This window comes from Klebsiella sp. G-Nf4 (assembly GCF_002810615.1).
In the GTDB taxonomy this organism is placed as follows: domain Bacteria; phylum Pseudomonadota; class Gammaproteobacteria; order Enterobacterales; family Enterobacteriaceae; genus Klebsiella; species Klebsiella variicola.
The window spans coordinates 140,129-166,586 of sequence record NZ_PION01000005.1; the positions used below are offsets into that span (position 1 = coordinate 140,129).

Here is a 26,458-nt window from a genome sequence, read left to right on the forward strand (position 1 = left end):
TGTGAGGCGCACTATAAACACCTCGGCGGATGCTGTAAAGCACCATTTTGTTCAACTGCCTTAAAAACAAACAATTTTGTGTTATTCGTCTGAATTTCAGGCAGTTCGCACATAAAATCAGCGCTCCTCACCACTATCAGATGACTATTTTTTAATGTACATGTCTTTGGTGTAGTAATACCCCAGCTTATCCGGCGTGAAACCGCCCACCCTGGGTTTCACTAAATGGGTACGCACATAGTGATAGACCGGAATGGCGGGAACATCCTGCGCCAGCAGATCTTCCGCCTGCTGATAGTATTTGCCCCGTGTCGCTACGTCGGAGGCTTTCGCCGCATTGCGCAGGGCCTCATCGTAAGCCGGGTTGCTGTACTGACTGGTGTTCTCGCTATCACCGGTACGGAACGTATTGAGGAAAGTGGTGGCATCGTCGTAGTCGGCGATCCAGGCATAGCGGACGGCGTCAAAGTTATGCGTATGCATGGTATCCAGCATCGTCTTCCATTCCTGGTTCTGCAGCTTCACCTCGACGCCGAGGTTTTTCTTCCACATAGAGCTGGCGGCGATGGCGATACGCTGGTGCGACTCATAGGTGTTATACAGCAGGGTAAAGACCAATGGGTGACTGTCATCATACCCCGCCTGCGCCAGCAGTTTTTTCGCCTCAGCAATCCGCTTCTCGCGCGGCCAGCTGGCGTAGTCCGGGTTGTGCAGCGTCACGCCGCCGATATCCGGCTGGCTGATCACCCAGGCCGGTCGCTGCCCCTGGCCAAGCACTTTTCCGGCAATGATATCTTTATCAAGCGCCATATTCAGCGCGCGCCGCACGCGGGCGTCGTTAAACGGCGGGCGGGTAGTATTGAATTCGTAGTAATAGGTCGCCAGCTGCGGCGAAACGTCCAGCTGATCGCCCATGGTTTTCTGCAACTGCGCAAACTGATTGATCGGCACCGTATAAACAATATCGATCTCCCCCGCTTTGTAGCGGTTGACATCGGCAGCCTCCGAAGAGATGGGCAGGTAAGTCACTTTATTAATAACGGTGTGCGCATTATCCCAGTACTTCGCATTACGTTCAGCCACCAGCCGCTCATTCACCACCCATTGGGTCAGCTTATACGGGCCGCTGGTGACGATATGCTCTGGTCGGGTCCATTTATCGGCAAAACGCTCCACCAGCACTTTGTCGATCGGTACCAGCGAAGGGTGCGCCAGCATCGCCAGGAAAGCGGCATTCGGCTGGTTCAGAGTGACCTGCAGCGTGGAGTCGTTCAGCGCTTTTACCCCCAGCGTCTCGGGTCCCTTTTGCCCCAGGGCAATTTCGCGGGCGTTGGCGATATGCATATTGCCGGGATAGCTCGCATAGGGCGAGGCGGTGGCCGGCGAGACCAGCCGTTGCCAGCTCCAGACGATATCCTGCGCCGTGATGGCCGTGCCGTCGGACCAGGTCAGACCGGGGCGTAAATGGAAGGTCCATAACAGGTTGTCCTTGTTTTCCCAGCGCTCCGCTAGCCGGGGTTGGATCGCCCCCGCAGGCGTCACGCTGACCAGCCCTTCAAAGAGATCGCTAATGATGTTGAATTCAATGTCGCTCTCGACTTTATGCGGATCGAGTGAGGCAGGTTCACTGCCGTTATTTCTGACCAGCTCCTGCTTTTCCGCCAGCTGGGTGCCAGGCGGCACCTGTGCCGCCAGCGCCCCGCCGGTTATGACCATCAGACTCATTGCCAGGAACGTTCGCGTGATGTGATTGTTTTTGTGTAATGTCATTTCCCTTTGCCTTTAACGTACGGAGTGATTCCCCCTTCCACACTTAGTCGCAGAATTTAAATAAAGCAATATATTTCAGCAACCTATAAGATTTCGATCGGCTCACCGAAGCGAAACGCGAAAACATATCGCTTTTCCCAATCCATGTAGAATTTTATGCTGGACAAAAGCGGCAAAAGCTAAGTAAAGATGGGTAAAAGCATTAGGGCTTCACGCTTGTTTTTCTTATTCTTTATCCCTAATTACATCTGTCATAAGAGAGTGACTCATGGATCGCATAATTACATCATCGCGTGACCGTTCCTCGCTGCTCAGCACGCACAAGGTTCTGCGTAATACCTATTTCCTGCTCAGCCTGACGCTGGCGTTTTCCGCTATCACCGCCACCGCCAGCACGGTGCTGATGCTTCCTTCCCCGGGGCTGATTTTGACTCTTGTGGGGATGTACGGTCTGATGTTCCTGACCTATAAAACGGCGAATAAACCCACCGGGATTATTTCCGCCTTCGCTTTCACCGGGTTCCTCGGCTATATCCTTGGGCCGATGCTGAACGCGTACCTTTCTGCCGGCATGGGCGATTTAATCGGCCTGGCGCTGGGCGGCACCGCACTGGTCTTCTTCTGCTGCTCGGCCTACGTGCTGACGACGCGCAAAGACATGTCATTCCTCGGCGGGATGCTGATGGCGGGCGTGGTGGTGGTCCTGATTGGTATGGTCGCTAACCTGTTCCTGCAGCTGCCGGCGCTTCATCTGGCGATTAGCGCGGTGTTCATCCTGATCTCTTCGGGTGCCATCCTGTTCGAGACCAGCAACATCATCCGCGGCGGTGAAACCAACTACATCCGCGCAACAGTTAGCCTGTATGTCTCGCTGTACAACATCTTTGTCAGCCTGCTGAGCATCCTGGGCTTCGCCAGCCGGGACTAACCGCTCTCCTGCTCATCCTGAGGCCTCGCTTATGCGGGGCCTTTTTTTTTGCTACACTGCGGCCAGTTTCAGGCGGTATGTGAAAAATCATGTTTATTTTTGAAGGCAACGAAATTGAAACGGATAGCGAAGGCTATCTGAAAGATACCACCCAGTGGAGCGAGGCGATGGCGGAAGTCATTGCCGCGCAGGAAGGGATAACGCTCGCCGTTGAACACTGGGAAGTGGTGCGCTTTGTGCGCGAGTTTTACCTTGAGTTCAATACCTCTCCGGCGATCCGCATGCTGGTGAAGGCGATGGCCAACAAGTTTGGCGAAGAGAAAGGCAACAGCCGCTATCTCTATCGCCTGTTCCCGAAAGGCCCCGCCAAACAGGCGACCAAAATCGCCGGGCTGCCGAAGCCGGTGAAGTGCATCTAATAGAGAATCGCGAATTTTTCCCAGCTGCGGGTGGGTTGATGGGGTTCGGTTAACACTCGGTCAACCCGCGCGCTGCGCGGCCCCCCGGCTTTCAGCCAGGCGATGAGTTTCTCCACCTGCTCTGCCTCGCCGCAGGCAAGCACTTCCACCCCGCCGTCGTCCAGATTACGGGCATAGCCGGTCAACCCCAGCTGCAGCGCTTCCCGCTGTGTTGAATAGCGAAACCCTACGCCCTGAACCGAACCGTAAACCCATGCCATCGTGCAGATACTGGCCATTATCATCTCCTTTTCGCTCACACTTTACGCTGAGGATAGCAAATTCGCTCAGCGTACGTGCTTCGGCAGTAAACCATAATGCTGACGGAAGCGCGCGGTAAAGCGCGATCCCGACTGATATCCGCTGTTCTGCGCGATTTCGCCTATTGGCCGCGAGGTGGTCTGCAGCTGCCCCAGGGCGTGAGCCATCCGCACCTCCTCAACAATCTGGCGAAAACTCTGCGATTCCTGCTGCAGCCGACGGCGCAGCGTGGACTCGCCGAGAAAGAGCATTTTCGCCACCCGCGACACGCTCCATGCCTGCGCCGGCGACAGCATGACCAGTTGTCGAACCTGCGCCGACAGATCCTGCTGCCGCTCGACGAGCAGCGGGCCTGCATAGCCCGCCTCGTGCAAGGCCAGCAGCAGGCCCATGGTCTGGTGGTGCTGTAGTGAAGAGGATAAGCCTTCCCGCACCGCCTGCAGGACGCTTTGCCACATAAACGCCAGCTCTGTCGTCACCGGGGCACAGAGCGAGGTCAGACGCCCTGGCGGTGGTTCCCTGAGATAACGGGTCTTAAACATCGTCAGCAGCTCGGGGGTCAGCGACAGCAGATCGGAACAAAACAGGCCGTTATCCGGCTGGTTAATCACCTCCAGCTCAACGTCAGCCGGCAACACAATCAGCTGTTGCGGCGTCGCCAGCACCCGGCTCTCCCCTTGCACAATCACTTTGCTGCCGCGTTTAACCCGACAGAGCGCCGGGGAGAACAGGCGCACCCGATGCAATCTACACAGCCGTCGGGTGGTGACCTCTGCCGCGGTTAAGGCGTTATGCTGGAAGTGGATACTCTCCATCGGATCGACCCTTTATTTTAGCGCCCGGCCATCGCTGTCAACTGTGCGCTGGCGAGAGCATGGCTGTGTAACAGATAGCCGACCAGCGCCCCGCTGGCCCCGGCATCCACCGGCAGCGTAGGGACATCCAGCGCCCATACTGTAAAACGGTAGCGGTGCGGTTTATCTCCCGCTGGCGGACAGGCGCCGCCGAAGCCGGCATAGCCAAAATCGTTGCGGCCCTGTACCGCTCCGCCCGGCAGTGTAGCGCTGTTTTTATCTCCCGCGCCAGCGGGCAGCGAAAAGACGCTGCTGGCGATATTGACCACCGTCCAGTGCCACCAGCCGCTGCCGGTAGGCGCATCGGGATCTCTGACAGTGACCGCGAAGCTTCGCGTCCCCGCCGGGGCATTTTTCCATGCCAGCTGCGGGGAGACATTGCCTCCGGTACAGCCGAAACCGGCAAACCAGTGCTTCCGGGTCAGCGCCTGCCCGTCATGCATATCATCGCTGCTCACGCTAAACGGCGCAGCCATCGCGCCACTGCTCACAATCGCGACCATCGCCACGACCATGCGGATACCTGTTTTCATCATCTGATCCTCGTTGGGGTGAGAAAACAGGGTATGAGAGTCCGCACAAGCTGAATGTGCCGAAGCGCCTGCATTTTGTGCCGAAACGCTCACCTGTGCCTGCCGGGCGAAAGATGCTTGCGTGCGCCAGGTGTGCTACTCTACGCGCCATTTTTCGGTGCCGACATTCCCGTTGCTTAAAGGTAGCTCCATGACAGATTCCCTATTCCCCCGCTTAGTGTTAGCCAAAGGACGCGAGAAATCCCTGCTGCGTCGCCATCCGTGGATTTTCTCCGGCGGCGTCGCCCGCATGGAGGGTAAAGCCCGCAGCGGTGAAACCATCGATATCGTTGACCATCAGGGAAAATGGCTGGCCCGCGGCGCTTACTCGCCGTCGTCGCAGATCCGCGCCCGCGTGTGGACCTTCGACCGCAATGAAACCATCGATAGCGCCTTCTTTGAACGCCGCCTGCAGCAAGCGCAAACCTGGCGGGCATGGCTGGCAGAGCGCGATGGCCTCGACAGCTACCGTCTGATCGCCGGCGAGTCCGATGGGCTGCCGGGCGTGACGATTGATCGCTTTGGCAACTTTTTCGTGCTGCAGTTGCTCAGCGCAGGCGCGGAATACCAGCGGGCCGCCATCATCAGCGCCCTGCAGAACCTGTTCCCGGACTGTGCCATTTACGATCGCAGCGATGTCGCCGTGCGTAAAAAAGAGGGACTGGAGCTGGCCCAGGGGCCGGTGGTGGGCGAGCTGCCCCCGGCGCTGCTGCCAATCACCGAGCACGGCATGAAGCTGTTGGTTGATATCCAGGGCGGGCACAAAACCGGCTACTACCTCGACCAGCGCGACAGTCGCCTGGCTACTCGCCGCTATGTCGCCGATAAGCGAGTGCTGAACTGCTTCTCTTATACCGGCGGCTTTGCGGTGTCAGCGCTGATGGGCGGCTGCCGCCAGGTCACCAGCGTGGATACCTCTCAGGAAGCGCTGGACGTTGCCCGACAGAACGTAGAGCTCAACGGACTGGATCTGTCCAAAGCGGAATTTGTGCGCGACGACGTGTTCAAACTGCTGCGTAAATACCGCGATCAGGGAGAGAAATTCGACGTGATCGTGATGGATCCGCCGAAGTTCGTGGAAAACAAAAGCCAGCTGATGGGCGCCTGCCGCGGTTATAAAGATATCAATATGCTGGCGATCCAGCTGCTGAACCCCGGCGGCGTGCTGCTGACTTTCTCCTGCTCCGGCCTGATGACCACCGATTTATTTCAGAAAATCATCGCGGATGCCGCAATTGATGCCGGGCGTGATGTACAATTTATAGAACAGTTCCGTCAGGCTGCCGACCACCCGGTGATCGCAACCTACCCGGAAGGGCTGTATCTGAAGGGGTTTGCCTGTCGCGTCATGTAACTTGAAAAACGAAACATGAGCCTCATATAGGGAGTATTCATGTTTCCCAGGAGGTGCCTATGATAGCCAGCAAATTCGGTATCGGCCAACAGGTCCGCCATACGCTCTTGGGCTACCTGGGCGTCATCGTCGATGTCGATCCCGAGTATTCACTCGCGGAACCGGAAGAGGATGAGATTGCCGCCAATGACGAACTGCGTGCGGCGCCCTGGTACCATGTGGTGATGGAAGATGATGATGGTCAGCCGATCCACACCTATCTGGCAGAAGCGCAGCTGAGCAGCGAAACCCGCGACGAACACCCGGAACAGCCGTCCCTCGACGAACTGGCCAAAACGATTCGTCAGCAGCTGCAGGCTCCGCGCCTTCGCAACTAAAACAAAACCCCGCCTGGCGGGGTTTTTTGTTATTTTGCTAATCCCAGTCGCGGCAGCTCAATGGCCGGACAACGATCCATCACCACGTTTAACCCGGCTTCTCTGGCCAGCACTGCGGCCTGCTCATTGATCACCCCCAGCTGCAGCCACAGCGTTTTCGCGCCGATGGCTATCGCCTCCTGCGCCACGCCCCACGCCGCTTCTGAATTACGGAAGACATCAACCATGTCGACCTTTTCCGGAACGTCGGCGAGCGTCGCATACCCTTGCTGTCCCAGCAGCGTCTTGCCCGCCACCTTCGGCGAAACCGGGATAACGTGATACCCCTGATCCAACAGATACTTCATGACCCGGTAGCTCGGGCGGTCAGGTTTGTCGCTGGCGCCAACCAGCGCAATCGTCCGTGTCGACGTCAGGATGCCGGCAATATCGTTCTCTTTCATGGGTTCCTCCTGCTATTTCACCTAAGTGTATGCTAATCCGCAGCAGGCGGCCATCCAGGCTAACCCACAGATTCGACAAAATTTTCACCCCGATGCTTGCAGCAGCAGCCACATTCAGTAATCTGTCTGCAGGTCAAAATGTGGAATGAAAATATGGAACTGACAACTCGTACCCTGTCCGCGCAAAAACATATCGCGCTGGTGGCTCACGATCACTGTAAAGATATGCTGATGAAATGGGTCGCTCGCCATCAGGCGTTGCTGGCGCAACACGTTTTGTATGCCACCGGCACCACCGGTAACCTGGTCTCGCGGGCTACCGGACTGGAGGTCAATGCCATGCTGAGCGGCCCGATGGGCGGTGACCAGCAGGTTGGCGCGCTCATTTCAGAAGGGAAAATCGACGTGCTGATCTTCTTCTGGGATCCGCTGAACGCCGTGCCTCACGACCCGGACGTCAAAGCGTTGCTGCGCCTGGCCACCGTCTGGAACATTCCGGTCGCGACTAACGTCTCCACCGCTGACTTTATCATCCAGTCACCGCACTTTAATCAGCCGCTCGATATTCTAATCCCGGATTATCCGCGTTATCTTGCCGAGCGCCTGAAATAACCCAGCCGTGATCAGGGTTTCCTGGCAACCGGCACATCCAGGGCCTGCAGGATGTCGACAAACGGCGAAGGTTGCGCTTTGTTAAACAACAACCACACCCGATGACGTGCGCGGGTTATCGCCACGTACAGTAGTCGACGCTCCTCCGCATCAGGAAAATCTTCCGGTTGCGGCAGGAGCGCCTGCTCCATGATCGACTCGCGCGCCGGCGCGGGAAACGCATCCTCTCCCTCCTGCAGTCCCAGCACAATCACATAGTCCGCCTGCTGGCCTTTGCTGGCATGAATAGTCATAAAATCAAGCTGCAGATGCGGCCAGCGCGTCGCCGCCTTGTTGAGCGCGTCGGGTTTCAGATGATGATAGCGGGCGAGCAGCAGGATCCGCTGCTCGGGCTTAACGTAGCCGCTCAGTTTATCCAGTAAATCATCCAGCTTATCGTCGGCTAACAGCGTGACGGCCTTTTTATCGCCCGCCGTCAGGCTGTTCAGCGGTTTACTTAACTGATGTGGATTCTGCTGGATAAAGCCATTGGCGATTTCGCCAATGCGGCCGTTAAAGCGATAGGTGGTATCCAGCGCACAGCTATCCCCTTCGCCAAAGTAATGATTAAACGCGGTGGTCAGGGAAAGCTGGGCCCCGCTGAACCGGTAAATCGCCTGCCAGTCATCCCCGACGGCAAATAGCGTGGTTTGGGTATTCTGCCGGCGTAATGCGGCCAACAGCGAGGCCCGCTGCGGCGAGATATCCTGAAATTCATCCACCAGAATGTGTTTCCATGGGCTGACGAAGCGGCCTTTATCGAGAATATTGACCGCCTGATGGATCAGGCCGGAAAAATCGACCGCATTCTCGGCCTTCAGTGCCGCTTTCCAGTCTTTCATCAGAGGCGACATCAGCTTCACCCGTTTACTGAACTGATCGCGTACCGCCTCCGGCGCCCCGGCAATCATCTCTGCCTGGGAGCCACCGTGCATACGCATCAGGCTAACCCAGCGGTCGAGCCGACTGGCCATACGCCGCTGCACCTTCTTGTCCTGCCAGAAATCGCCCTCCGGCAGTTGCCAGCCCATCTCCTCTTCCAGCCACAGGCGCCAGCCTTTCGCCTGCGCTTTTTTCTCCTGACACTGCTGCTGCCAGCTTTTCACGAGCAGCGCCTGACGAGCTGCGCTATCGCTTTCCAGTTTGCTGATGGTGGGGACTTTTTTGCTGCCCTGCTGAATAATATGTAGCGCCAGCGAGTGGAAGGTACGCGCGGTGATATCGTCGGATGCAAGACGCTCGCGGATCCGCGCATCCATCTCCTGCGCCGCCTGGCGGCCGAATGCCAGTAACAAAATTTGCTCTGCTGCCGCTTCTCCCCTCGCCAGCAGCCAGCCTGCCCGCGCCACCAGCACCGAGGTTTTGCCGCTGCCCGCGCCCGCCAGCACCAGCAGGGAACGTTCGCCGTTCACCACCGCCCGTGCCTGTGAGGCATTAAGAGGGGACGACTCAACGCCGTCAAAAAAGCCGCGATACTGCTCCAGCATCGCCTCGGTGAAGGCCTGGTTATGGGCCAGGCGTGTCGCTTCAATATCCCCTAACCAGCGCTGACACTCCCGCCACAGCTCCCGACAGTTGTCAAAGGCTTCAAGCCGGCTGGTGGGCATCGGCAAGCCAGTCAACGCCTGGCGAATGTTATCCTGCACATCCGCCACCTGCTGACGCGTCAACCATTTGCCTTCCGCACGGGTGTGCTCGATCGTCGCCAGCTGCGCCTTCAGCACGCCTGCGGCGATGTCGCTCATTTCCGCGCTCCACTGCTCCCAGAGTGCTTGTAAATGGTGATAGAAGCGCTGCGTTTCGCTCCACTCGGTACCGTGCAAACGCACGACTTTGCTGTCAGGCAGCACAAACTCTAGTTCGCCCCAGACCAGACCGCGCTTACAATGCACTGACAATAACTGATTGAAAGGGATAAGATACTCATGACGGTCGCCGGAAACCTTTACGCCGGCATTCAGTAACTGCACCCGATCATAAGGGTGCTGAGCCATGCGTTTGCCCAATGTTGTCGCTTTAAGTTCCATATAATGTCGATTTTCAATCAGGGTGGATTGTTTTTCAGTTTAACCGCCCGGGACCAGGTGCTCCAGCGCAAAAAAACGTTACAATTGTCAGGTCTTATTATCCACAGGGCAAAACCGAGGGTTTATGCGTACCATTCTGAATATTTTGAACTTTATCCTTGGTGGTTTCGCCACCACTTTAGGCTGGCTGCTCGCCACGCTGGTTAGCATCATTCTGGTCGTCACGCTGCCGCTGACCCGCTCCTGCTGGGAAATAACCCGACTCTCGTTATTTCCTTACGGTAACGAGGCGATTCATGTCGATGAGCTGGAGCCGGGCCGTAAAAACGGTCTTCTCAACGCCGGCGGCACCGTGCTGAATATTCTGTGGTTCATTTTTTTCGGCTGGTGGTTGTGCCTGATGCATATTTTCAGCGGCATAGCTCAATGTCTGACCATTATTGGCATCCCGGTGGGGATCGCGAATTTTAAAATTGCTGCCATTGCCCTTTGGCCGGTAGGGCGCAGGGTCGTCTCTGTGGAAACCGCGCGTGCCGCACGTGAAGCCAATGCGCGTCGTCGCTTTCAGTAACCGAACGGAACACGGACATGATTAGCCCCCTGCTACGCCGCTATACCTGGAACAGTGCCTGGCTTTATAACGTACGGATCTTTATCGCGCTCTGCGGCACAACGCTGTTTCCCTGGTGGATCGGCGAAGTCAAACTGACCATCCCTCTCACCCTTGGCGTTGTTGCCGCGGCCCTGACCGACCTCGACGACCGGCTGACCGGTCGTCTGCGCAACCTCGCCATTACCCTGGTCTGTTTTTTCATCGCCTCCGCCTCTGTGGAGCTACTGTTTCCGTGGCCGCCGCTGTTTGCTCTTGGCCTGACCGTGTCTACCATTGGCTTTATTTTGCTCGGCGGCCTCGGTCAGCGCTATGCCACTATCGCCTTCGGCGCCCTGCTCATCGCCATTTACACGATGCTCGGCGTCACGCTGTACGATCACTGGTATCTGCAGCCGTTGTTTCTGCTGGCGGGCGCCGTGTGGTACAACCTGCTGACATTGTCCGGGCACCTGATATTTCCGATTCGACCGCTACAGGACAACCTTGCGCGCAGCTATGAGCAACTGGCCCGCTATCTTGAGCTCAAATCCCGACTGTTTGATCCTGACCTGGAGGATGAGAGCCAGGCGCCGTTGTACGATCTGGCCCTCGCCAACGGCCAGTTGGTGGCCACGCTCAATCAAACTAAGGTCTCATTGTTGACCAGGCTGCGAGGCGATCGGGGCCAGCGCGGCACCCGCCGCACGCTGCAGTACTATTTTGTGGCCCAGGATATCCACGAACGCGCCAGCTCATCGCATATTCAGTACCAGACCTTACGCGATCAATTCCGCTACAGCGATGTGATGTTCCGTTTCCAGCGCATGCTCTCGATGCAGGCCCAGGCCTGTCAGAAACTTTCACGGGCGATTTTGCTGCGCGAACCCTACCAGCATGACGCCCAATTTGAACGCGCGTTTATGCATCTCGACGCGGCGCTCGACCGCGTGCGCGCCAGCGGCGCGTCCGACGAGCAGATCAATGCCCTTGGATTTTTACTCAATAACCTGCGCGCTATCGATGCGCAGTTGGCCACGATTGAATCTGTGCAAACGACCGCGCCTGCCGGGAGCAACACCGAGACGCTGTTGGCCGACGACAGACTCGGCGGGTTGAACGACATCTGGCTGCGTCTGCGGCGCAACATGTCACCGGAGTCCGCTCTCTTTCGCCACGCGGTACGTATGTCGCTGGTCCTCTGCGCCGGCTATGCCTTTATCCAGTTTACCGGGCTCCAGCATGGCTACTGGATCCTGCTGACCAGCCTGTTTGTCTGTCAGCCGAACTATAACGCCACCCGACACCGACTGGCGCTGAGGATCATCGGCACGCTGGTGGGGGTGGCGATCGGCCTGCCCGTCCTGCTGCTGGTGCCTTCTGTTGAAGGGCAACTGGTGTTGATCGTGCTCACCGGCGTGCTGTTCTTTGCCTTTCGTAACGTGCAGTACGCCCATGCCACCATGTTTATTACGCTGCTGGTGCTGCTGTGCTTTAACCTGCTTGGCGAAGGCTTTGAGGTCGCGCTGCCGCGCATCATTGATACCCTGATCGGCTGCGCCATCGCCTGGGCGGCGGTCAGCTTCATCTGGCCGGACTGGAAATTTCGCAATCTGCCGCGCGTCCTGGACCGGGCGATGAACGCGAACTGCCGTTATCTGGATGCCATTCTGGAGCAGTATCACCAGGGCCGCGACAACCGTCTGGCCTATCGTGTCGCCCGCCGTGATGCCTACAACCGTGATGCCGAACTGGCCTCCGTGGTCTCGAATTTGTCGACTGAACCGCGCGCGGATGGCGCCCAGCGCGAGACCGCTTTTCGCTTGCTGTGTCTCAACCATACCTTCACCAGCTACATCTCCGCTCTCGGCGCGCATCGGGAAAAACTGTCCACCCCTGATATCCTTGCCCTGTTGGATGATGCCGTTTGTTATGTTGATGACGCCCTGCACCATACCCCCGCCGATGAACATCGGGTGCAGAAGGCTTTGAGCAGCCTGCAAAGCCGGATCCAGCATCTGGAACCGCGCGCGGACAGTAAAGAGCCGCTGGTATTGCAGCAGATTGGCTTGTTGCTCGCGCTGCTGCCTGAAATTTGCCGCCTGCAACAGCGCGTCCACGCTCAAACCGAATAACGGTGGTCGTCCGCTAGCGGGCTCCAGCCCATTCGAGCAGCTCCTGACGCCGCAGCGTCGGGAGTGCAGCGGTGTGAACGCCGACAATCGCCCCCTCCAGCGCCAGCAAGACGTTGACCGACAGGGAGGCGTTGTTTTCTCGCAGCCGTTGCCAGGCCTGCTGAGCGCCTACCTCCCGAAGCGTCCTGACATCCGGTATGCCCGCGTGGATCAGCTGCAATTCCATATGAAAGCTGATATTGGGTAAATCCTTCAGGCGGCCAGACTCCCGGCGGTGGTACTTTTCACGCTGGGCGCTTTGCCACGACAGCAGCGACAGCCGAAAAAGCTGTGTTTCATCGCGCCACAATGCCTCGTCAATTTGATAATACTTCATCGGCACGATGCGCCCGTGTCGGCGTAGCGTTAATAAAGGATTACGATGTTCAACCCGATACGCGGCGCTCTGCTCGCAGGCTCTCAGGTAAATATCCCCCTCTGCCACCATCGCAAACACCGTATCATCAATGGCCAGGCTATAGCCGCCAAAAAGCGGACGAGAATATAACTGACCCAGCGGCGAGACGCAGGCCTGAAATTGCGGGAACCGCGGACATACTAGTTTTCTCATGATCATTCCTTTGTTAATCATGTAATTAAACTTAAGTTGTTAACGGATCTGCTAAGAGAAAACATAAGGGACTTCCCGAACAGCAGCAAGATGATTTTCGCCGACTTTTCCACCAGAACGCGGTTTTGCGAGACGCTTTCAGAAAATCGCTGACGTTGCTGCAATCAACAGGGTGGAAAGAAATGATTAGCCCGCGTGAAGGATATCGTTGAGAAGAGGTGCGCATCTCTATAGATAAGACGCGCCTGGAAATGATTAAATTTCAGCCAGCAAAATGGCAAATTGCGGTTGATCTTTTCCCCAGGTAGATATACTGTATATGCATACAGTAACTACAGGCGGGATAGACTATGTTTACTTCAGCTCACGCAAATCGTTCAGCACAGGCTTCTGCTTCTGCAGGCCACTACGCTCATCGTTCTGGCGAACAGACCGCCAATGGGCTGATCAGTGAAATTGTCTATCGTGAAGATCAACCCATGATGACACAGTTACTGCTGCTACCTTTATTACAACAGCTGGGTCAACAGTCTCGCTGGCAGCTGTGGCTCACGCCGCAACAAAAGCTTAGCCGAGAGTGGGTCCAGTCTGCCGGTCTACCGCTGTCTAAAGTCATGCAAATTAGCCAGCTGTCACCCTGCCATACCGTAGACTCGATGATCCGCGCGCTGCGCACTGGTAATTATAGTGTGGTTATCTGCTGGCTAACGGAGGAGCTAACCGCGGAAGAGCATGAGCGTCTGGTCAATGCAGCCCAGGAAGGTTGCGCGATGGGATTCATCATGCGCCCGGTGAGAAATCAAGGCACGCTCGGCAGACAACTCAACGGGCTAAAAATTCACTCAAATTTGTATCATTGAGTGAAATTAGGATTATTCCTGGAATTTTTTTTACCGATGGTAAAGCCACAGCGTTTTTCAGGGTCTTTTTCGCGGAATGCCTGTCACACGGGCATTTCTGTCTTTTTTCTGCGTACGAAAATCAACCATATTTGTTAAATATTGTGTACACAACCCTTTTTTTTCATATGCCTGACAGAGTTCACACTTGTAAGTTTCGAACTAAGTTGTAGACTTTACATCGCCAGGGGTGATCGGCTTACGCTGCATGTATCAGCATAGTTAACAACAAGTCACGCCCCGGGTGAAGGATTTAACCGTGAGGTCTTTTGTAACTTCATGGCGAATTTTGGATGATAATGAGGCGCAAAAAATGAAAAAGACAGCTATCGCGATTGCAGTGGCACTGGCTGGCTTCGCTACCGTAGCGCAGGCCGCTCCGAAAGATAACACCTGGTATGCAGGTGGTAAACTGGGTTGGTCCCAGTTCCATGACACTGGCTGGTACAACAGCTCTCTGAACAACAATGGTCCGACCCACGAAAGCCAGCTGGGCGCTGGTGCGTTCGGTGGTTACCAGGTTAACCCGTACCTCGGTTTCGAAATGGGTTACGACTGGCTGGGCCGTATGCCGTACAAAGGCGACCAGGTTAATGGCGCATTCAAAGCTCAGGGCGTTCAGCTGACCGCTAAACTGGGTTACCCGATCACTGACGATCTGGACATCTACACCCGTCTGGGCGGCATGGTATGGCGCGCAGACTCCAGCAACAGCATCGCTGGCGACAACCACGACACTGGCGTTTCCCCGGTATTTGCTGGCGGCGTAGAGTGGGCTGTGACTCGTGACATCGCTACCCGTCTGGAATACCAGTGGGTTAACAACATTGGCGACGCGGGCACCGTTGGCGTTCGTCCGGACAACGGCATGCTGAGCGTGGGTGTTTCCTACCGTTTCGGTCAGGAAGATGCTGCACCGGTTGTAGCTCCGGCTCCGGCTCCGGCTCCGGAAGTGACTACCAAGCACTTCACCCTGAAGTCTGACGTTCTGTTCAACTTCAACAAAGCAACCCTGAAACCGGAAGGTCAGCAGGCTCTGGATCAGCTGTACACCCAGCTGAGCAACATGGATCCGAAAGACGGTTCTGCAGTTGTTATGGGCTTCACCGACCGTATCGGTTCCGAAGCTTACAACCAGCAGCTGTCTGAGAAACGTGCTCAGTCCGTTGTTGACTACCTGGTTGCTAAAGGCATCCCGGCTGGCAAAATCTCCGCACGCGGTATGGGTAAATCCAACCCGGTTACTGGCAACACCTGTGACAACGTGAAAGCTCGCGCTGCACTGATCGACTGCCTGGCCCCGGATCGTCGTGTAGAGATCGAAGTTAAAGGCTACAAAGAAGTTGTAACTCAGCCAGCGGCTTAAGTTAGAACTGATGAAAAAACCCGCCTCGGCGGGTTTTTTTATGTCTTCTCGCTCGCTTTCGCGGTGGAAGCCTCCATATCAGGGTAACCCCTGACTGGCCGTACAGGCTACTCTTTGCCTAACAGTTCCTGCAGATCGTGCTTCAGGCTCGACATTTTGCTGGCATACTTCTCTTTATGCTCAGCATCCTCAATCAGCTGCACAATGGTTTCAGACAAGGTTTTACCCCGCCGCTGCGCCAGGCCGGCAAGACGCTGCCAGACGACAAACTCAAGATCGATAGACTTCTTGCGCGTGTGCTGATGCTCCGCATTAAAATGCCGTTTCCGTCGCGCACGGATGGTCTGCTTCATGCGGTTCATCAGCGCCGGATTCATATGCTGCTCAATCCAGGCATGCACCAGCACAGGTTCATTCTCGAGCGTCAGCAAGTCATCTACCGCAGCTTGCGCAGCGCTGGCCTCAATGTAGCGGGTAATCAGCTCACCTTCCCGGTGCTTCTTTACCAGATATTTCCATTTCCAGCCGCTTTCAAGATTTTCCAGTTGTTGATATTTCATTGCGATCTCAATGTGACCGTGTAACTCATTTCAGGATATCAGTTTTTTCCTGATGTGCTGAATATAAATCATTATTCGTGATGTGTATGGCCGGGGAATCATCGGGGTAATCATAATCCTCCGTGTGCTCAGTCGCGGCATCAGGTATAATTGCGCGCTTTACATCTAACTAAAAAACAGCGACTTTGACCATTACGAAACTGACCCGAACCGACCTTGCGCCCGATATGGAACCTTATCAGGCGCTGTTTGCCCAAGCTGATCTCTCTCAACCGGCCCCCTCCCTCTCGGGCGATCTGCAGCCGCGTTTGTTCTACGCGCTTGAGCAATTGCTGTGCACGCCGGCAGTCTCCTCCTTCATGCTGGTGAAAGCCCCCGAAGAACCGGAGTATCTGCAATGGCTGACGGCAGAAACCCGCACGCTGCATGAACCTGCCGCCCCGCTCTACGGGGTCCGCTATGACATTGACGGCGCTCGCGTGACGCTCTCCCCGGCACAACGTGCTGAGGATAATTTTGCCAGCACCGCGCCGGTCGTCGCGGCCGATTGGGTAGAGGCGGAACAGCTATTTGGCTGCGTACGCCAGTTTAACGGTGGCATCACCCTCCAGCCAGGCCTGGTTCATCAGGCCAATGGTGGCGTGCTGGTAATCTCGCTTCGTACACTGCTGGCGCAACCGCTGCTGTGGGTGCGCCTGAAAAATATGGTGACCCGTCAGCGGTTTGACTGGCTCTCCATCGATGAGTCACGCCCGCTGCCGGTCAGCATTCCCTCCATGCCGTTGAGCCTGAAAGTCATGCTGGTCGGCGAACGCGAATCGCTGGCGGATTTCCAGGAAATGGAACCAGAGCTTTGTGCTCAGGCGATCTACAGTGAGTATGAAGACACTTTGCAGTTTGCTGACGCCGAGACGCTGAAAGCCTGGTGCCAGTGGGTATGGCAAAATGCCCAGCAGCTGACGCTGCCAGGTCCGGCGGCCGACGCCTGGCCACTGCTGATCGATGAGGGGACGCGCTACACCGGCGATCAGGAGACCCTGCCGCTCAGTCCGCTATGGATAGCCCGCCAGCTGCGGGAGGCCGCCGCATTCTGCGAGGGCGAGGAGATTACTGGCGAAGAAATGCAGACGATGCTGGCACGCCGGGAGTGGCGTGAAGGCTACCTCGCAGAACGAATGCAGGATGAAATCCTGCAGGAACAGATCCTGATTGAAACCGAAGGCGAATGCGTCGGGCAGATCAACGCCCTGTCGGTGATTGAATTTCCCGGCCATCCGCGCGCGTTCGGTGAACCTTCGCGCATCAGTTGCGTCGTGCACATTGGTGATGGCGAGTTTATTGACGTCGAACGCAAAGCCGAGCTCGGCGGCAATATTCATGCGAAAGGTATGATGATCATGCAGGCTTTTCTGATGTCCGAGCTGGAGCTGGAGCAGCAGCTTCCCTTCTCCGCTTCGCTGACCTTCGAACAGTCGTACAGTGAAGTGGACGGCGACAGCGCCTCCATGGCCGAACTCTGCGCCTTAATCAGCGCGCTGGCCAATGTGCCGATTAATCAGAGCATCGCAATTACCGGTTCCGTCGACCAGTTTGGTCGCGTGCAGCCGGTCGGCGGTCTGAATGAAAAAATTGAAGGATTCTTCACTATCTGTCAGCAGCGCGGGCTAACCGGTAAACAGGGCGTCATTATCCCTGCGGCCAACGTTCGTCATCTCAGTCTTAGCCATGAGCTCCGTCAGGCCGTTGCCGAAAACCAGTTTGCCATCTGGGCCATTGACGATATCACCGAAGCGCTGCCGATGCTGACCCAACTGATGTGGGACGGTGAAGGGCAGACGCTGCGACAAACCATTCAGGAGCGGATAGCGCAGGCGACCCAGCAAGAGACTCGCCATCGTTTTCCGTGGCCGCTACGCTGGTTAGGTGGGACAAGTTCTAACTGATCGGACTTGTTCAGCTTACACGTGTTAGCTATCCTGCGTCCCGAACTTAAAATAAGGCTTACTGAAAACATGGTAGATAAACGCGAATCCTATACAAAAGAAGATCTTCTTGCCTCTGGTCGTGGTGAACTGTTCGGCGCGAAAGGCCCGCAGTTGCCAGCACCAAACATGCTGATGATGGACCGCGTCATCAAAATGAGCGAAACCGGTGGTAACTATGACAAAGGTTATGTTGAGGCAGAACTCGACATCAACCCGGACCTGTGGTTCTTCGGTTGCCACTTCATCGGCGATCCGGTGATGCCGGGCTGCCTGGGCCTGGATGCGATGTGGCAGCTGGTCGGGTTCTATCTTGGCTGGCTCGGCGGCGAAGGCAAAGGCCGTGCGCTGGGCGTTGGCGAAGTGAAATTCACCGGTCAGGTTCTGCCGACCGCGAAAAAAGTCACCTACCGCATCCACTTCAAGCGCATTGTTAACCGTCGTCTGATTATGGGCCTGGCGGATGGCGAAGTGCTGGTTGACGATCGTCTGATCTATACCGCGAACGATCTGAAAGTAGGCCTGTTCCAGGATACTTCCGCTTTCTGATAATCATCGGCAGCGATTAAAAGGCGAAGCCCCCGCTATGCGGAGGCTTCTTTTTTAAAGAGACAGTGTCAGGCCGTTAGTACCCTGTCCTCCATGGCTTCTCGCCAGCCTCCCAGCCACCATGAGCGTTGATTCAAGCTCTGGTATGGACACATTTCTTTCGATCTTCCCGCGATACCCGCTTGATATCCACGTTGATGTGCCCGTTCCAGGCGATCTCGTTTTTGTCTCTTCATGCCTCGTTTCCCTCATTCTTTGATCTGGTGGAAAAGAAAACAGTGGTCGCAAATTGTGCAGCCACGGGTTACGAATACCGCGAAATGAAGGCAACGTCAATGCGCAAAATTCACGCCAGTGTCATATTTGTGACCTATATAAGAGTTCATTTTTTGTTCATTCCGCGCCGCGGTTGCTAACGAACTGACCTGGCAAAAAAAATGCCGCGCGGCTCAGATGAACCGCGCGGCATATCACTTTTATGAATTTTACTTATGGCAGACGGTTAAGCTCGCCGGCAATGGCCGCCGCCTCCTGGCTCCACGCCTGCGCCAGGGTCTTCACCATCGCGTCATAGCCATCCTGCTGCTGCTTGAGCACGATGTTAAACGGGCGCTTAATCAGCTGTCCCTGATGCTTCAATAACCACTCGCCGCTGACGATAACCCGCCCGTCGTAGCGCCCGTGAAAGCCATTTACCGCCACATTGAGCGTATCCTGCTCGCTGCCCAACGGTTGGGACGACACTACCCAGCCCGGCAACTGCTGGCTGAGGTTTGCCACCAGCGTAGTACGCAGCTGCTGGTCCAGCGGGCTGGCCCACAGATTATTACTGGCGATCACATACTGCACATCGGTGGTCTGATAGACCACTCCATTGCCCGCCAGATAATCCGGGATGCTGATCTGCTCCACCCACAGCAGGCGAGCCCCCTGGCTGGCGGCGCTCTGTGCGCCGCCCTGCACCACCGGCAGCTGGTAGTATGTTTTGCTCTCGCCGCCGCTACTGCACGCTGTCAGCGCGCAAACGGCTGCTGCCAGTAACCATTTTTTCATTATTTCGCTCCCTTCGGCTGTGGGTCTTTTTTATCCTTCGCCTCAAATACCAGCGCATTGCTCTTATCATTGAGCGTTTTCAGGACCGGCTGCAGTTCACGCAGCACCTGATCCAGACGCTGCATATCGGCCACCATCTTATTGTAGGCCGCGGAGCCCGGCTGGAAGCCCTGCATACTGCGGTTCAGTTCGCGCAGCGTCGTCTGCATATCAGCAGGCAGCTGCTGCATCGACTGACTGGAGGTGATCTTATTCAGACTATCCAGCGTGGCCTGCACGTGCTGCATGGTCTTCTCGCTTTGCGCCAGCGTACTGGTTGCCTGTTCCAGTAGTGGATTGAGCGGCAGGTTATTGATTTTATCCAGCGCATCCATCAGACGCTGCTGGATCTGCGCCAGGCCACCGCTGATGGTCGGGATAATCGGATAGCCGTTAAACTCCTGAATTTTCCCGCGCGGCGGCGCTTTCGGATAGAAGTCGAGATCGATATACAGCGCACCCGTCACCAGGTTACCGGTTTTCAGCGAGCCGCGCAGTCCGCGGTTGATCAGATCGTCAATGTGGGCGCGAATATTCGGATCGCCGCCGAGCTGGTTGACCAGACGTTGCGGTTCGACCCGCACTTCTACCGGAATGCGATAGTCATCGTTCAAACGCTGCTTCAGCCCAGGAATAAAGAACGGCACTTTGCCGACGGTTCCCAGACGGATGCCGCGGAACTCCACCGGCGCGCCGGGCTGCAGGCCGCGAACCGAGTCCTTGAAGAACATGACATAGTCGATATGTTCGGTAAAGACCGAATCCTGGATGCTCTTCTGATCGTCAAACAGGTGGTATTCCGTTTTGTTCGCCACCGGCTCGCCGAGATCCAGTCCTTCCGGAATATCGAAGCTCACGCCGCCGCCAAACAATGTCGACAACGAGCCCATCTCGACGCGCATCCCCGCCGCGGTCAAATCAACGGCGATCCCGCTGTCCTTCCAGAAGCGAACGTTGCTGGTCACCAGGCGGTCGTTTGGCGCATTGATGAACAGCTGATAAGTGATATGCCTTTTTTGCGCATCAAAAGTGCTGGTTTCCACCGACCCCACGCGATAGCCGCGGAACAGCACCGGATCGCCTGGCGAAAGCTGGCCCGCTTTGCTGCTTTCCAGCAAAATACGGATCCCCTTGGCATCCGGCGAGGCCAGCGGCGGAGAATCCAGTAGCGGATACTGCGCCGGCACCGAACCTTTCGACCCCGGCTGCAGTTCAATATAGGCCCCGGACAATAATGTCCCGAGACCACTGATCCCCTCGCGCCCTACCTGTGGTTTCACCACCCAGAAGACGGAATCGTTATGCAGTAATTTCTGCATCCCGGAATTGAGGCGAGCTTTGATTTCCACATGGGTTAAATCGTCAGTCAGCGTCGCGCTCTCTACCACCCCAACATCCACGCTGCGGCTCTTGATCCGGGTTTTTCCCCCTTCGATGCCTTCCGCGTTGGTGGTGATCAGCGTGACCTCAGGCCCCTGATGGCTGTAATGATAAAACAGGATCCACGCCCCGATCAGCGCAGTGACGATAGGGAAGATCCACACCGGTGACCAGTTCTTCACCTTCTGCACTTTCGCTTCTCCGCTCTTATTTTCCATGTTGTTGTATTTCCTCATGGCTTGAATCTGGCTCACGATCCCACAGTAAACGGGGATCAAACGTCATCGCTGAAAACATGGTCATCACCACCACCAGCGCAAACATGACCGCGCCGATGGCGGGATAGATATTCATCAACCCTCCCATGCGCACCAGCGCAGAGAGCACGGCGATGACAAAAACGTCAATCATTGACCAGCGGCCAACAAATTCCACCACTTCATAAATCAGATGCATGCGTTCCGAATCGCGCGCACCGTTTCCGTTGGCATTCCAGCACAGCCAGGCGATGGCGATCATCTTCAGCGTCGGCACCATAATACTGGCGATAAAAATCACCAGCGCCACCGGATAAGAGCCTTCGCTCCACAGCAAAACCACCCCGGCCATAATGGTCGACGGCATTTTATCGCCCAGCAGATCGGTGATCATGATGGGCATAATATTGGCGGGAAGATAGAGAATAAATGAGGTCACCAGTAGCGCCAGCGTCCACTGCAGGCTATTTTTACGCCGCGCCGTTCCTTTGCTGTGACAGCGCGGACAGACCGTTTGGTCGACCGGTAACACCGCCGTACAACAGGCGCAGGAGCGCAGCCCCTGGCGGATCCCGGCAACCCCAATTTTCAGCGGTTGGGTAATCGCCGGCATGGGGGCAATATCATCCCACAACCAGCGGCGGTCGACGCACTGGAAGGTACGTAACTGCAGCAGGCAAAACATGCACCAGGGAATAAAGCTTAGGCCGATACCGATATCGCCGTAGGCCATCAGTTTGACAAAGCTGACCAGCACGCCGGCAAGAAAGATTTCCGCCATGCCCCAGGTCTTGAGGTGAAACAGAATACGCGCCAGGAATGCCTTCAGGCCGAGGGGCATCCTGACCCGATTGACCAGCAACAAAATGGTGACCAGGCAAAACGCCGGTACCAGTTGCACAAAGAGTAAAAAGAAGGTGCCGAGGCTGGCGTAATCCTCGGTAAATAGCACGTTGGGAATTTCCAGCAGCTCTATTTCGCTGCTGATGCCACCCACTTTCATATAGATAAAAGGAAACAGGTTGGCCAGCAACAGCATAAATAGCGCGACCAGCGCGTAAGCCGTGGGACGCTGGCGAGGCGCGTCCCACGTGGTGGTTAACGTTGTACCGCAGCGCGGGCAGGCGGCTTTCTGGCGATGCTCAAGCTGCGGCAAAGCCACCAGCAAATCACATTGGGGACATAAAATATGTCGCGCAGCATGATGGTGATCGCACATGACAACTCCTCGGCTCAGGCGCCGTTCTTTAATCCTTCGAGATATTCCCAGCGTTCAAAGGCGGCTTCCAGCGCCTGCTCCGCCTCGGCCAGCTGCGCCAGCACCTGCTGCGTACGATCGTGCGATTGGCCAAAAAAGTCGGGATCGGCTACCTGCTCCTGCAGCGTCTGCAGTTCAGCCTCAAGGGTTTCCAGCTTCTGCGGCAGTTGCTCCAGCTCGCGCTGCAGGTTATAGCTTAGTTTGTTCCCGCCGCGTTTGACAGTTTCTGCTTTTGGCTGAGCAACTTCCATCGTTTTTTTCGCTGCCGGCTGCTTCTGCGCCAGCGACTGGGCCTGCTGACCGCGGGCGTCGTGATAACCGCCAACGTACTGACCAATATGGCCGCCGCCCTCGAAGATCCAGCACTCGGTCACGGTATTGTCAACAAACTGACGATCGTGGCTGACCAGCATCACGGTACCCTGATAGCCGTCGATCAGCTCTTCCAGCAGCTCCAGCGTTTCGACATCAAGGTCGTTTGTCGGTTCATCGAGAATCAATAAGTTACTGGGTTTCAGGAACAGTCGCGCCAGCAGCAGGCGGTTACGCTCCCCGCCGGACAGCGCGCGGACTGGCGTCATCGCCCGTTTCGGATGGAACAGGAAGTCCTGCAGATAGCCCAGCACGTGCCGCGGCTTACCGTTAACCATCACCTCTTGCTTACCTTCGGCGAGGTTATCCATCACCGTCCGGTCCGGATCCAGCTCCGCGCGGTGCTGGTCGAAGTAGGCGACTTCCAGCTTGGTGCCGACGTGGATCCGCCCGCTGTCGGCCTGCAGCTGGCCAAGCATCAGCTTCAGCAGCGTGGTTTTGCCACAGCCGTTCGGGCCGATCAGGGCAATCTTATCGCCGCGCTGAATTTGCGCGGAGAAATCTTTCACCAGCACTTTGCCGTCAACCTGATAGTTGACGTTCTCCATTTCGAAAACGATTTTGCCGGAGCGCGAAGCCTCTTCAACCTGCATCTTCGCACTGCCCATCACTTCCCGGCGCTCGCCGCGCTCGCGACGCATCGCCTTCAGGGCGCGAACGCGACCTTCGTTACGGGTGCGGCGCGCTTTGATCCCCTGACGGATCCATACTTCTTCCTGTGCCAGCTTGCGGTCAAATTCGGCATTCTGCAGATCTTCAACCCGCAGAGCCTCTTCTTTATCCAGCAGATACTGATCGTAATTGCCCGGATAGGTCACCAGCTTGCCGCGATCGAGATCGACGATGCGCGTCGCCATATTGCGAATAAAGGAGCGGTCATGCGAAATAAAGATAATGGTGCCTTTAAAGCTTTTCAGGAACCCTTCCAGCCAGTCGATAGTTTCGATATCGAGGTGGTTCGTCGGTTCATCCAGCAACAGCACGCGCGGCCCGCTGACCAGCGCGCGGCCCAGCGCCGCTTTACGCAGCCAGCCGCCGGAAAGCGAAGCCAGCTGTGCGTCGGCGTTAAGACCAAGCTGCTCGATCACTTCATTGATGCGGCTATCCAGCTGCCACAGCCCCAGGTTATCCAGCTGTTCCTGCAGACGGGCCAGTTCATTTAAATTTTTGTCGCTCGGGTCGGTCATCACCTGATGCGACACGTCATGGTAGGCCTTCAGGTAAGCGGCCTGTTCGGCGATCCCTTCGGCGACGAAATCGTACACCGTACCGGCAACGTTGCGCGGCGGATCCTGCTGCAGACGCGCGACGATCAGATCCTGTTCATAAATAATGCGCCCGTCATCCAGCCCCTGTTCACGGTTGAGGATCTTCATCAGGGTCGATTTACCGGCGCCATTGCGCCCAACCAGACAGACGCGTTCGTTATCTTCGATATGCAGTTCAGCATTATCCAGCAGCGGCGCATCGCTGAATGAAAGCCAGGCGCCGTGCATACTAATCAGTGACATTCTTTATTCCTTTCAGGCTGCAGTAATCAGCCAGCAGTTGTGGATCTGACGGTTGCGGGCAAAATCCTGCGACAGCGTTTTTTGCGAAATCTCTTGCGCCTTCAGGCCAAGCGCCGCCAGCCCGTCATGATCCATACGGAAACCGCGTTTGTTATTCGAGAACATAATGGTGCCGCCTTTACGCAGCAGACGTTTTAGATCGGTCATCAGACGAATATGATCGCGCTGCACGTCAAAAGCATCTTCCATCCGTTTGGAGTTAGAGAAAGTCGGCGGATCGATAAAGATCAGATCGAACTGCTCGGTGCTTTCCCGCAGCCAGCCCAGCACGTCAGCCTGCATCAGGCGATGCGCACGACCGGTCAGGCCATTGAGACGCAGGTTGCGTTCCGCCCATTCCAGATAGGTACGCGACATATCCACCGTGGTCGTAGAGCGCGCCCCGCCGAGGCCGGCGTGGACGCTGGCGCTGCCGGTATAGGAGAACAGGTTGAGGAAATCCTTACCTTTGCTCATCTGGCCCAGCATGCGACGGGCGATACGGTGGTCGAGGAACAGACCGGTATCCAGGTAGTCGGTGAGGTTAACCCACAGGCGCGCGTTGTACTCCTGCACCTCGATAAAGTCGCCCTTCTCCGCCATCTTCTGATACTGGTTTTTGCCCTTTTGCCGCTCGCGGGTCTTCAGCACCAGCTTGTTGGGGGCAATTTCCAGCACGGCGATGGTCGCCGCGATAATATCAAACAGACGCTGGCGCGCTTTGTGCGCATCGACGGTTTTCGGCGGCGCATACTCCTGCACCACCACCCAGTCACCGTAGCGATCGATCGCCACGTTATATTCCGGCAGATCGGCATCGTACAGGCGATAGCATTCAATGCCTTCCTGACGGGCCCACTTTTCAAATTTCTTCAGATTCTTACGCAGACGGTTGGCAAAATCTTCCGCCAGCATCGCCGGCTTGCCGCCTTCGCTCTCCGCCAGGTGATAGTTCTTCTGTACGCAGTCCAGCGGGCCGTTCTTGGCTTTGAACTGTTTATCGGCACGCAGCTGCAGGCAGCTCAGCAGTTCCGGCGAGGCGCTGAACACCGACAGGTTCCAGCCGCCAAACTGACTTTTCATGATCCGGCCCAGCAGGCTGTGCAGGGCGATCAGCGCCGGTTCGCTTTCCAAGCGCTCACCATACGGCGGGTTACTGATCACCGTACCGTACGGGCCTTTCGGCAGCGGGTTATTCAGTTGGGCGACGTCTTTTACTGCAAAATCGATCAGTTCGCCGATGCCAGCCCGGCGGGCGTTGCGGCGCGCGCGCTCAATGACACGCTCGTCGACGTCAGATCCATAGAAGCGCGACCCATAGGCCGCCAGCCCCTGGCGGGCGCGGGTTTGCGCTTCTGCCTTCACCTCTTTCCAGATGGCGTCATCGTGCTGTGCCCAGCCGCCAAAGCCCCAGTGGCCGCGGTGCAGACCCGGCGCGCGATCGGTCGCCAGCATCGCCGCTTCAATCAGCAAGGTACCGGAGCCGCACATCGGATCGAGCAGCGGCGTACCCGGAGCCCAACCAGAGCGCATGACGATCGCCGCCGCGAGGTTTTCTTTGATCGGCGCCATACCGGTACCATCGCGGTAGCCGCGCAGATGCAACCCTTCCCCGCTCAGATCCAGAGAGATATGCGCCGTCTCTTTGTTCAGCCAGACATTGATCCGCAGATCGGGATTTTCACGATCGACATTCGGGCGCGGCAGGTTTTTACGCGTGAAGCTGTCGACGATAGCGTCTTTGACTTTTAATGCGCCATACTGACTGTTGCGGATCTCGTCATTGAGGCCGCTAAAATGCACCGCGAAGGTCGCGTCAGTGGTAAAGATCTCCGTCCACGGAATCGATTGAACCCCCAGATAGAGATCCAGATCGCTATACACGCTGCACTCACCCAGTGGCAGCATGATGCGCGAAGCCAGCCGGCTCCACATCAGGCTTTGATACAGCAGGCGCGTATCCCCCTGAAAATGGACCCCGCCCTGGACGACCTGGCAGTCCGTCGCGCCAAGTCCTTCCAGTTCAGTTTTTAACAGCTCTTCCAGCCCACGAGCCGTACTGGCAAACAGAGAATTCATATCGTCACTTTTACTTAAAGAAAATTGGTGCGCATTATAGCCAATATGTGCCCTATGTCATAAAGTTATAGGCTTATTTTTGGAA

Annotated in this window: 25 protein-coding genes; 11 read left to right on the plus strand and 14 right to left on the minus strand. The window is 56.4% G+C overall.

The window, feature by feature from the left end:
• Positions 1-144: 144 nt before the first annotated feature.
• Positions 145-1,770: an ABC transporter substrate-binding protein gene (locus tag CWM57_RS12480; protein WP_100675999.1), complete on the minus strand. Its 1,626-nt coding sequence runs from the start codon at positions 1,768-1,770 to the stop codon at positions 145-147.
• Positions 1,771-2,038: 268 nt separating this feature from the next.
• Between CWM57_RS12480 and yccA the strand changes: the two genes are divergently transcribed.
• Positions 2,039-2,698, plus strand: coding sequence for an FtsH protease modulator YccA (gene yccA / locus CWM57_RS12485; RefSeq protein ID WP_002898458.1), 660 nt, complete (start codon positions 2,039-2,041; stop codon positions 2,696-2,698).
• A gap of 89 nt (positions 2,699-2,787) precedes the next feature.
• Positions 2,788-3,117, plus strand: coding sequence for a sulfurtransferase TusE (gene tusE, locus CWM57_RS12490; RefSeq protein WP_002898457.1), 330 nt, complete (start codon positions 2,788-2,790; stop codon positions 3,115-3,117).
• On the opposite strand, the gene yccX is transcribed toward tusE, so the two are convergent.
• The 3 genes from yccX to CWM57_RS12505 are packed head-to-tail and all read right to left on the minus strand — an operon-like array spanning position 3,114 to position 4,804.
• Positions 3,114-3,395 (minus strand): acylphosphatase, encoded by a 282-nt coding sequence (gene yccX / locus CWM57_RS12495; RefSeq protein ID WP_012542291.1) that lies wholly within the window; start codon positions 3,393-3,395, stop codon positions 3,114-3,116. The genes tusE and yccX overlap by 4 nt on opposite strands.
• Positions 3,396-3,443: 48 nt before the next feature.
• Positions 3,444-4,232: an AraC family transcriptional regulator gene (locus CWM57_RS12500; RefSeq protein ID WP_061155147.1), complete on the minus strand. Its 789-nt coding sequence runs from the start codon at positions 4,230-4,232 to the stop codon at positions 3,444-3,446.
• Positions 4,233-4,249: 17 nt separating this feature from the next.
• Positions 4,250-4,804 carry a YbhB/YbcL family Raf kinase inhibitor-like protein gene (locus CWM57_RS12505; RefSeq protein WP_100676000.1) on the minus strand — a complete coding sequence of 185 codons (555 nt, stop codon included), beginning with the start codon at positions 4,802-4,804 and terminating at the stop codon, positions 4,250-4,252.
• A gap of 190 nt (positions 4,805-4,994) precedes the next feature.
• On the opposite strand from CWM57_RS12505, the gene rlmI reads away from it, so the two are divergent.
• A complete protein-coding gene (rlmI, locus tag CWM57_RS12510) occupies positions 4,995-6,197 on the plus strand; it encodes a 23S rRNA (cytosine(1962)-C(5))-methyltransferase RlmI (RefSeq protein ID WP_061155149.1) in 1,203 nt (400 codons plus the stop codon).
• Positions 6,198-6,256: 59 nt separating this feature from the next.
• Positions 6,257-6,574 (plus strand): heat shock protein HspQ, encoded by a 318-nt coding sequence (gene hspQ / locus CWM57_RS12515; RefSeq protein WP_002898441.1) that lies wholly within the window; start codon positions 6,257-6,259, stop codon positions 6,572-6,574.
• 29 nt (positions 6,575-6,603) lie between these two features.
• Here the strand turns inward: hspQ and CWM57_RS12520 are convergent, their stop codons facing one another.
• Positions 6,604-7,017, minus strand: coding sequence for a CoA-binding protein (locus CWM57_RS12520; protein WP_002898434.1), 414 nt, complete (start codon positions 7,015-7,017; stop codon positions 6,604-6,606).
• A 153-nt stretch (positions 7,018-7,170) separates the two neighbouring features.
• Between CWM57_RS12520 and mgsA the strand changes: the two genes are divergently transcribed.
• A complete protein-coding gene (gene mgsA, locus CWM57_RS12525) occupies positions 7,171-7,629 on the plus strand; it encodes a methylglyoxal synthase (protein WP_008805898.1) in 459 nt (152 codons plus the stop codon).
• 11 nt (positions 7,630-7,640) lie between these two features.
• Here the strand turns inward: mgsA and helD are convergent, their stop codons facing one another.
• Complete coding sequence (gene helD, locus CWM57_RS12530) at positions 7,641-9,695, minus strand: DNA helicase IV (protein ID WP_100631489.1); 2,055 nt, start codon at positions 9,693-9,695, stop codon at positions 7,641-7,643.
• Between the two features lie 124 nt (positions 9,696-9,819).
• On the opposite strand from helD, the gene CWM57_RS12535 reads away from it, so the two are divergent.
• Both CWM57_RS12535 and yccS read left to right on the plus strand, forming a co-directional pair.
• Positions 9,820-10,266 (plus strand): YccF domain-containing protein, encoded by a 447-nt coding sequence (locus CWM57_RS12535; RefSeq protein ID WP_012542294.1) that lies wholly within the window; start codon positions 9,820-9,822, stop codon positions 10,264-10,266.
• A 17-nt stretch (positions 10,267-10,283) separates the two neighbouring features.
• Complete coding sequence (gene yccS, locus CWM57_RS12540) at positions 10,284-12,419, plus strand: YccS family putative transporter (RefSeq protein WP_100631488.1); 2,136 nt, start codon at positions 10,284-10,286, stop codon at positions 12,417-12,419.
• Between the two features lie 13 nt (positions 12,420-12,432).
• On the opposite strand, the gene CWM57_RS12545 is transcribed toward yccS, so the two are convergent.
• Positions 12,433-13,029 carry a TfoX/Sxy family DNA transformation protein gene (locus CWM57_RS12545; protein WP_074386392.1) on the minus strand — a complete coding sequence of 199 codons (597 nt, stop codon included), beginning with the start codon at positions 13,027-13,029 and terminating at the stop codon, positions 12,433-12,435.
• 350 nt (positions 13,030-13,379) lie between these two features.
• Here CWM57_RS12545 and sulA point away from each other — a divergent pair, with 350 nt between their 5' ends.
• Together sulA and ompA are read left to right on the plus strand one after the other, a co-directional pair.
• Positions 13,380-13,889, plus strand: a complete 510-nt coding sequence (gene sulA, locus CWM57_RS12550; RefSeq protein ID WP_074386393.1) for an SOS-induced cell division inhibitor SulA — start codon at positions 13,380-13,382, stop codon at positions 13,887-13,889.
• 352 nt (positions 13,890-14,241) lie between these two features.
• Positions 14,242-15,294 carry a porin OmpA gene (ompA, locus tag CWM57_RS12555; protein ID WP_008805892.1) on the plus strand — a complete coding sequence of 351 codons (1,053 nt, stop codon included), beginning with the start codon at positions 14,242-14,244 and terminating at the stop codon, positions 15,292-15,294.
• 107 nt (positions 15,295-15,401) lie between these two features.
• Here the strand turns inward: ompA and matP are convergent, their stop codons facing one another.
• A complete protein-coding gene (gene matP / locus CWM57_RS12560) occupies positions 15,402-15,854 on the minus strand; it encodes a macrodomain Ter protein MatP (RefSeq protein ID WP_008805891.1) in 453 nt (150 codons plus the stop codon).
• Between the two features lie 185 nt (positions 15,855-16,039).
• On the opposite strand from matP, the gene CWM57_RS12565 reads away from it, so the two are divergent.
• Both CWM57_RS12565 and fabA read left to right on the plus strand, forming a co-directional pair.
• Entirely contained in the window at positions 16,040-17,797 is a 1,758-nt protein-coding gene (locus CWM57_RS12565; RefSeq protein ID WP_100631486.1) for an AAA family ATPase, read from the plus strand.
• A gap of 69 nt (positions 17,798-17,866) precedes the next feature.
• A complete protein-coding gene (fabA, locus tag CWM57_RS12570; RefSeq protein WP_012542300.1) occupies positions 17,867-18,385 on the plus strand; it encodes a bifunctional 3-hydroxydecanoyl-ACP dehydratase/trans-2-decenoyl-ACP isomerase in 519 nt (172 codons plus the stop codon).
• A gap of 68 nt (positions 18,386-18,453) precedes the next feature.
• Here the strand turns inward: fabA and rmf are convergent, their stop codons facing one another.
• The 6 genes from rmf to rlmKL all read right to left on the minus strand — a co-directional run bounded on the left by rmf (position 18,454) and on the right by rlmKL (position 26,373).
• Positions 18,454-18,621, minus strand: a complete 168-nt coding sequence (gene rmf / locus CWM57_RS12575; protein WP_002898396.1) for a ribosome modulation factor — start codon at positions 18,619-18,621, stop codon at positions 18,454-18,456.
• Positions 18,622-18,874: 253 nt separating this feature from the next.
• Positions 18,875-19,438, minus strand: a complete 564-nt coding sequence (pqiC, locus tag CWM57_RS12585) for a membrane integrity-associated transporter subunit PqiC (protein WP_074386394.1) — start codon at positions 19,436-19,438, stop codon at positions 18,875-18,877.
• Positions 19,438-21,075: an intermembrane transport protein PqiB gene (gene pqiB, locus CWM57_RS12590; RefSeq protein WP_074386395.1), complete on the minus strand. Its 1,638-nt coding sequence runs from the start codon at positions 21,073-21,075 to the stop codon at positions 19,438-19,440. Before pqiB ends, pqiC begins: the two co-directional genes overlap by 1 nt.
• Complete coding sequence (gene pqiA / locus CWM57_RS12595) at positions 21,065-22,333, minus strand: membrane integrity-associated transporter subunit PqiA (protein ID WP_074386396.1); 1,269 nt, start codon at positions 22,331-22,333, stop codon at positions 21,065-21,067. Before pqiA ends, pqiB begins: the two co-directional genes overlap by 11 nt.
• Before the next feature lie 14 nt (positions 22,334-22,347).
• Positions 22,348-24,255: an ABC transporter ATP-binding protein gene (locus CWM57_RS12600; RefSeq protein ID WP_061155159.1), complete on the minus strand. Its 1,908-nt coding sequence runs from the start codon at positions 24,253-24,255 to the stop codon at positions 22,348-22,350.
• A 12-nt stretch (positions 24,256-24,267) separates the two neighbouring features.
• Positions 24,268-26,373 carry a bifunctional 23S rRNA (guanine(2069)-N(7))-methyltransferase RlmK/23S rRNA (guanine(2445)-N(2))-methyltransferase RlmL gene (gene rlmKL / locus CWM57_RS12605; RefSeq protein WP_074386397.1) on the minus strand — a complete coding sequence of 702 codons (2,106 nt, stop codon included), beginning with the start codon at positions 26,371-26,373 and terminating at the stop codon, positions 24,268-24,270.
• Between the last annotated feature and the right edge of the window lie 85 nt (positions 26,374-26,458).

Coding starts and splice junctions, on each gene's coding strand:
- CWM57_RS12480 (WP_100675999.1), bottom strand. CDS start 1,770: ATGACATTACACAAAAACAATCACATCACGCGAACGTTCCTGGCAATG.
- yccA (WP_002898458.1), top strand. CDS start 2,039: ATGGATCGCATAATTACATCATCGCGTGACCGTTCCTCGCTGCTCAGC.
- tusE (WP_002898457.1), top strand. CDS start 2,788: ATGTTTATTTTTGAAGGCAACGAAATTGAAACGGATAGCGAAGGCTAT.
- yccX (WP_012542291.1), bottom strand. CDS start 3,395: ATGGCCAGTATCTGCACGATGGCATGGGTTTACGGTTCGGTTCAGGGC.
- CWM57_RS12500 (WP_061155147.1), bottom strand. CDS start 4,232: ATGGAGAGTATCCACTTCCAGCATAACGCCTTAACCGCGGCAGAGGTC.
- CWM57_RS12505 (WP_100676000.1), bottom strand. CDS start 4,804: ATGAAAACAGGTATCCGCATGGTCGTGGCGATGGTCGCGATTGTGAGC.
- rlmI (WP_061155149.1), top strand. CDS start 4,995: ATGACAGATTCCCTATTCCCCCGCTTAGTGTTAGCCAAAGGACGCGAG.
- hspQ (WP_002898441.1), top strand. CDS start 6,257: ATGATAGCCAGCAAATTCGGTATCGGCCAACAGGTCCGCCATACGCTC.
- CWM57_RS12520 (WP_002898434.1), bottom strand. CDS start 7,017: ATGAAAGAGAACGATATTGCCGGCATCCTGACGTCGACACGGACGATT.
- mgsA (WP_008805898.1), top strand. CDS start 7,171: ATGGAACTGACAACTCGTACCCTGTCCGCGCAAAAACATATCGCGCTG.
- helD (WP_100631489.1), bottom strand. CDS start 9,695: ATGGAACTTAAAGCGACAACATTGGGCAAACGCATGGCTCAGCACCCT.
- CWM57_RS12535 (WP_012542294.1), top strand. CDS start 9,820: ATGCGTACCATTCTGAATATTTTGAACTTTATCCTTGGTGGTTTCGCC.
- yccS (WP_100631488.1), top strand. CDS start 10,284: ATGATTAGCCCCCTGCTACGCCGCTATACCTGGAACAGTGCCTGGCTT.
- CWM57_RS12545 (WP_074386392.1), bottom strand. CDS start 13,029: ATGAGAAAACTAGTATGTCCGCGGTTCCCGCAATTTCAGGCCTGCGTC.
- sulA (WP_074386393.1), top strand. CDS start 13,380: ATGTTTACTTCAGCTCACGCAAATCGTTCAGCACAGGCTTCTGCTTCT.
- ompA (WP_008805892.1), top strand. CDS start 14,242: ATGAAAAAGACAGCTATCGCGATTGCAGTGGCACTGGCTGGCTTCGCT.
- matP (WP_008805891.1), bottom strand. CDS start 15,854: ATGAAATATCAACAACTGGAAAATCTTGAAAGCGGCTGGAAATGGAAA.
- fabA (WP_012542300.1), top strand. CDS start 17,867: ATGGTAGATAAACGCGAATCCTATACAAAAGAAGATCTTCTTGCCTCT.
- rmf (WP_002898396.1), bottom strand. CDS start 18,621: ATGAAGAGACAAAAACGAGATCGCCTGGAACGGGCACATCAACGTGGA.
- pqiC (WP_074386394.1), bottom strand. CDS start 19,438: ATGAAAAAATGGTTACTGGCAGCAGCCGTTTGCGCGCTGACAGCGTGC.
- pqiB (WP_074386395.1), bottom strand. CDS start 21,075: ATGGAAAATAAGAGCGGAGAAGCGAAAGTGCAGAAGGTGAAGAACTGG.
- pqiA (WP_074386396.1), bottom strand. CDS start 22,333: ATGTGCGATCACCATCATGCTGCGCGACATATTTTATGTCCCCAATGT.
- CWM57_RS12600 (WP_061155159.1), bottom strand. CDS start 24,255: ATGTCACTGATTAGTATGCACGGCGCCTGGCTTTCATTCAGCGATGCG.
- rlmKL (WP_074386397.1), bottom strand. CDS start 26,373: ATGAATTCTCTGTTTGCCAGTACGGCTCGTGGGCTGGAAGAGCTGTTA.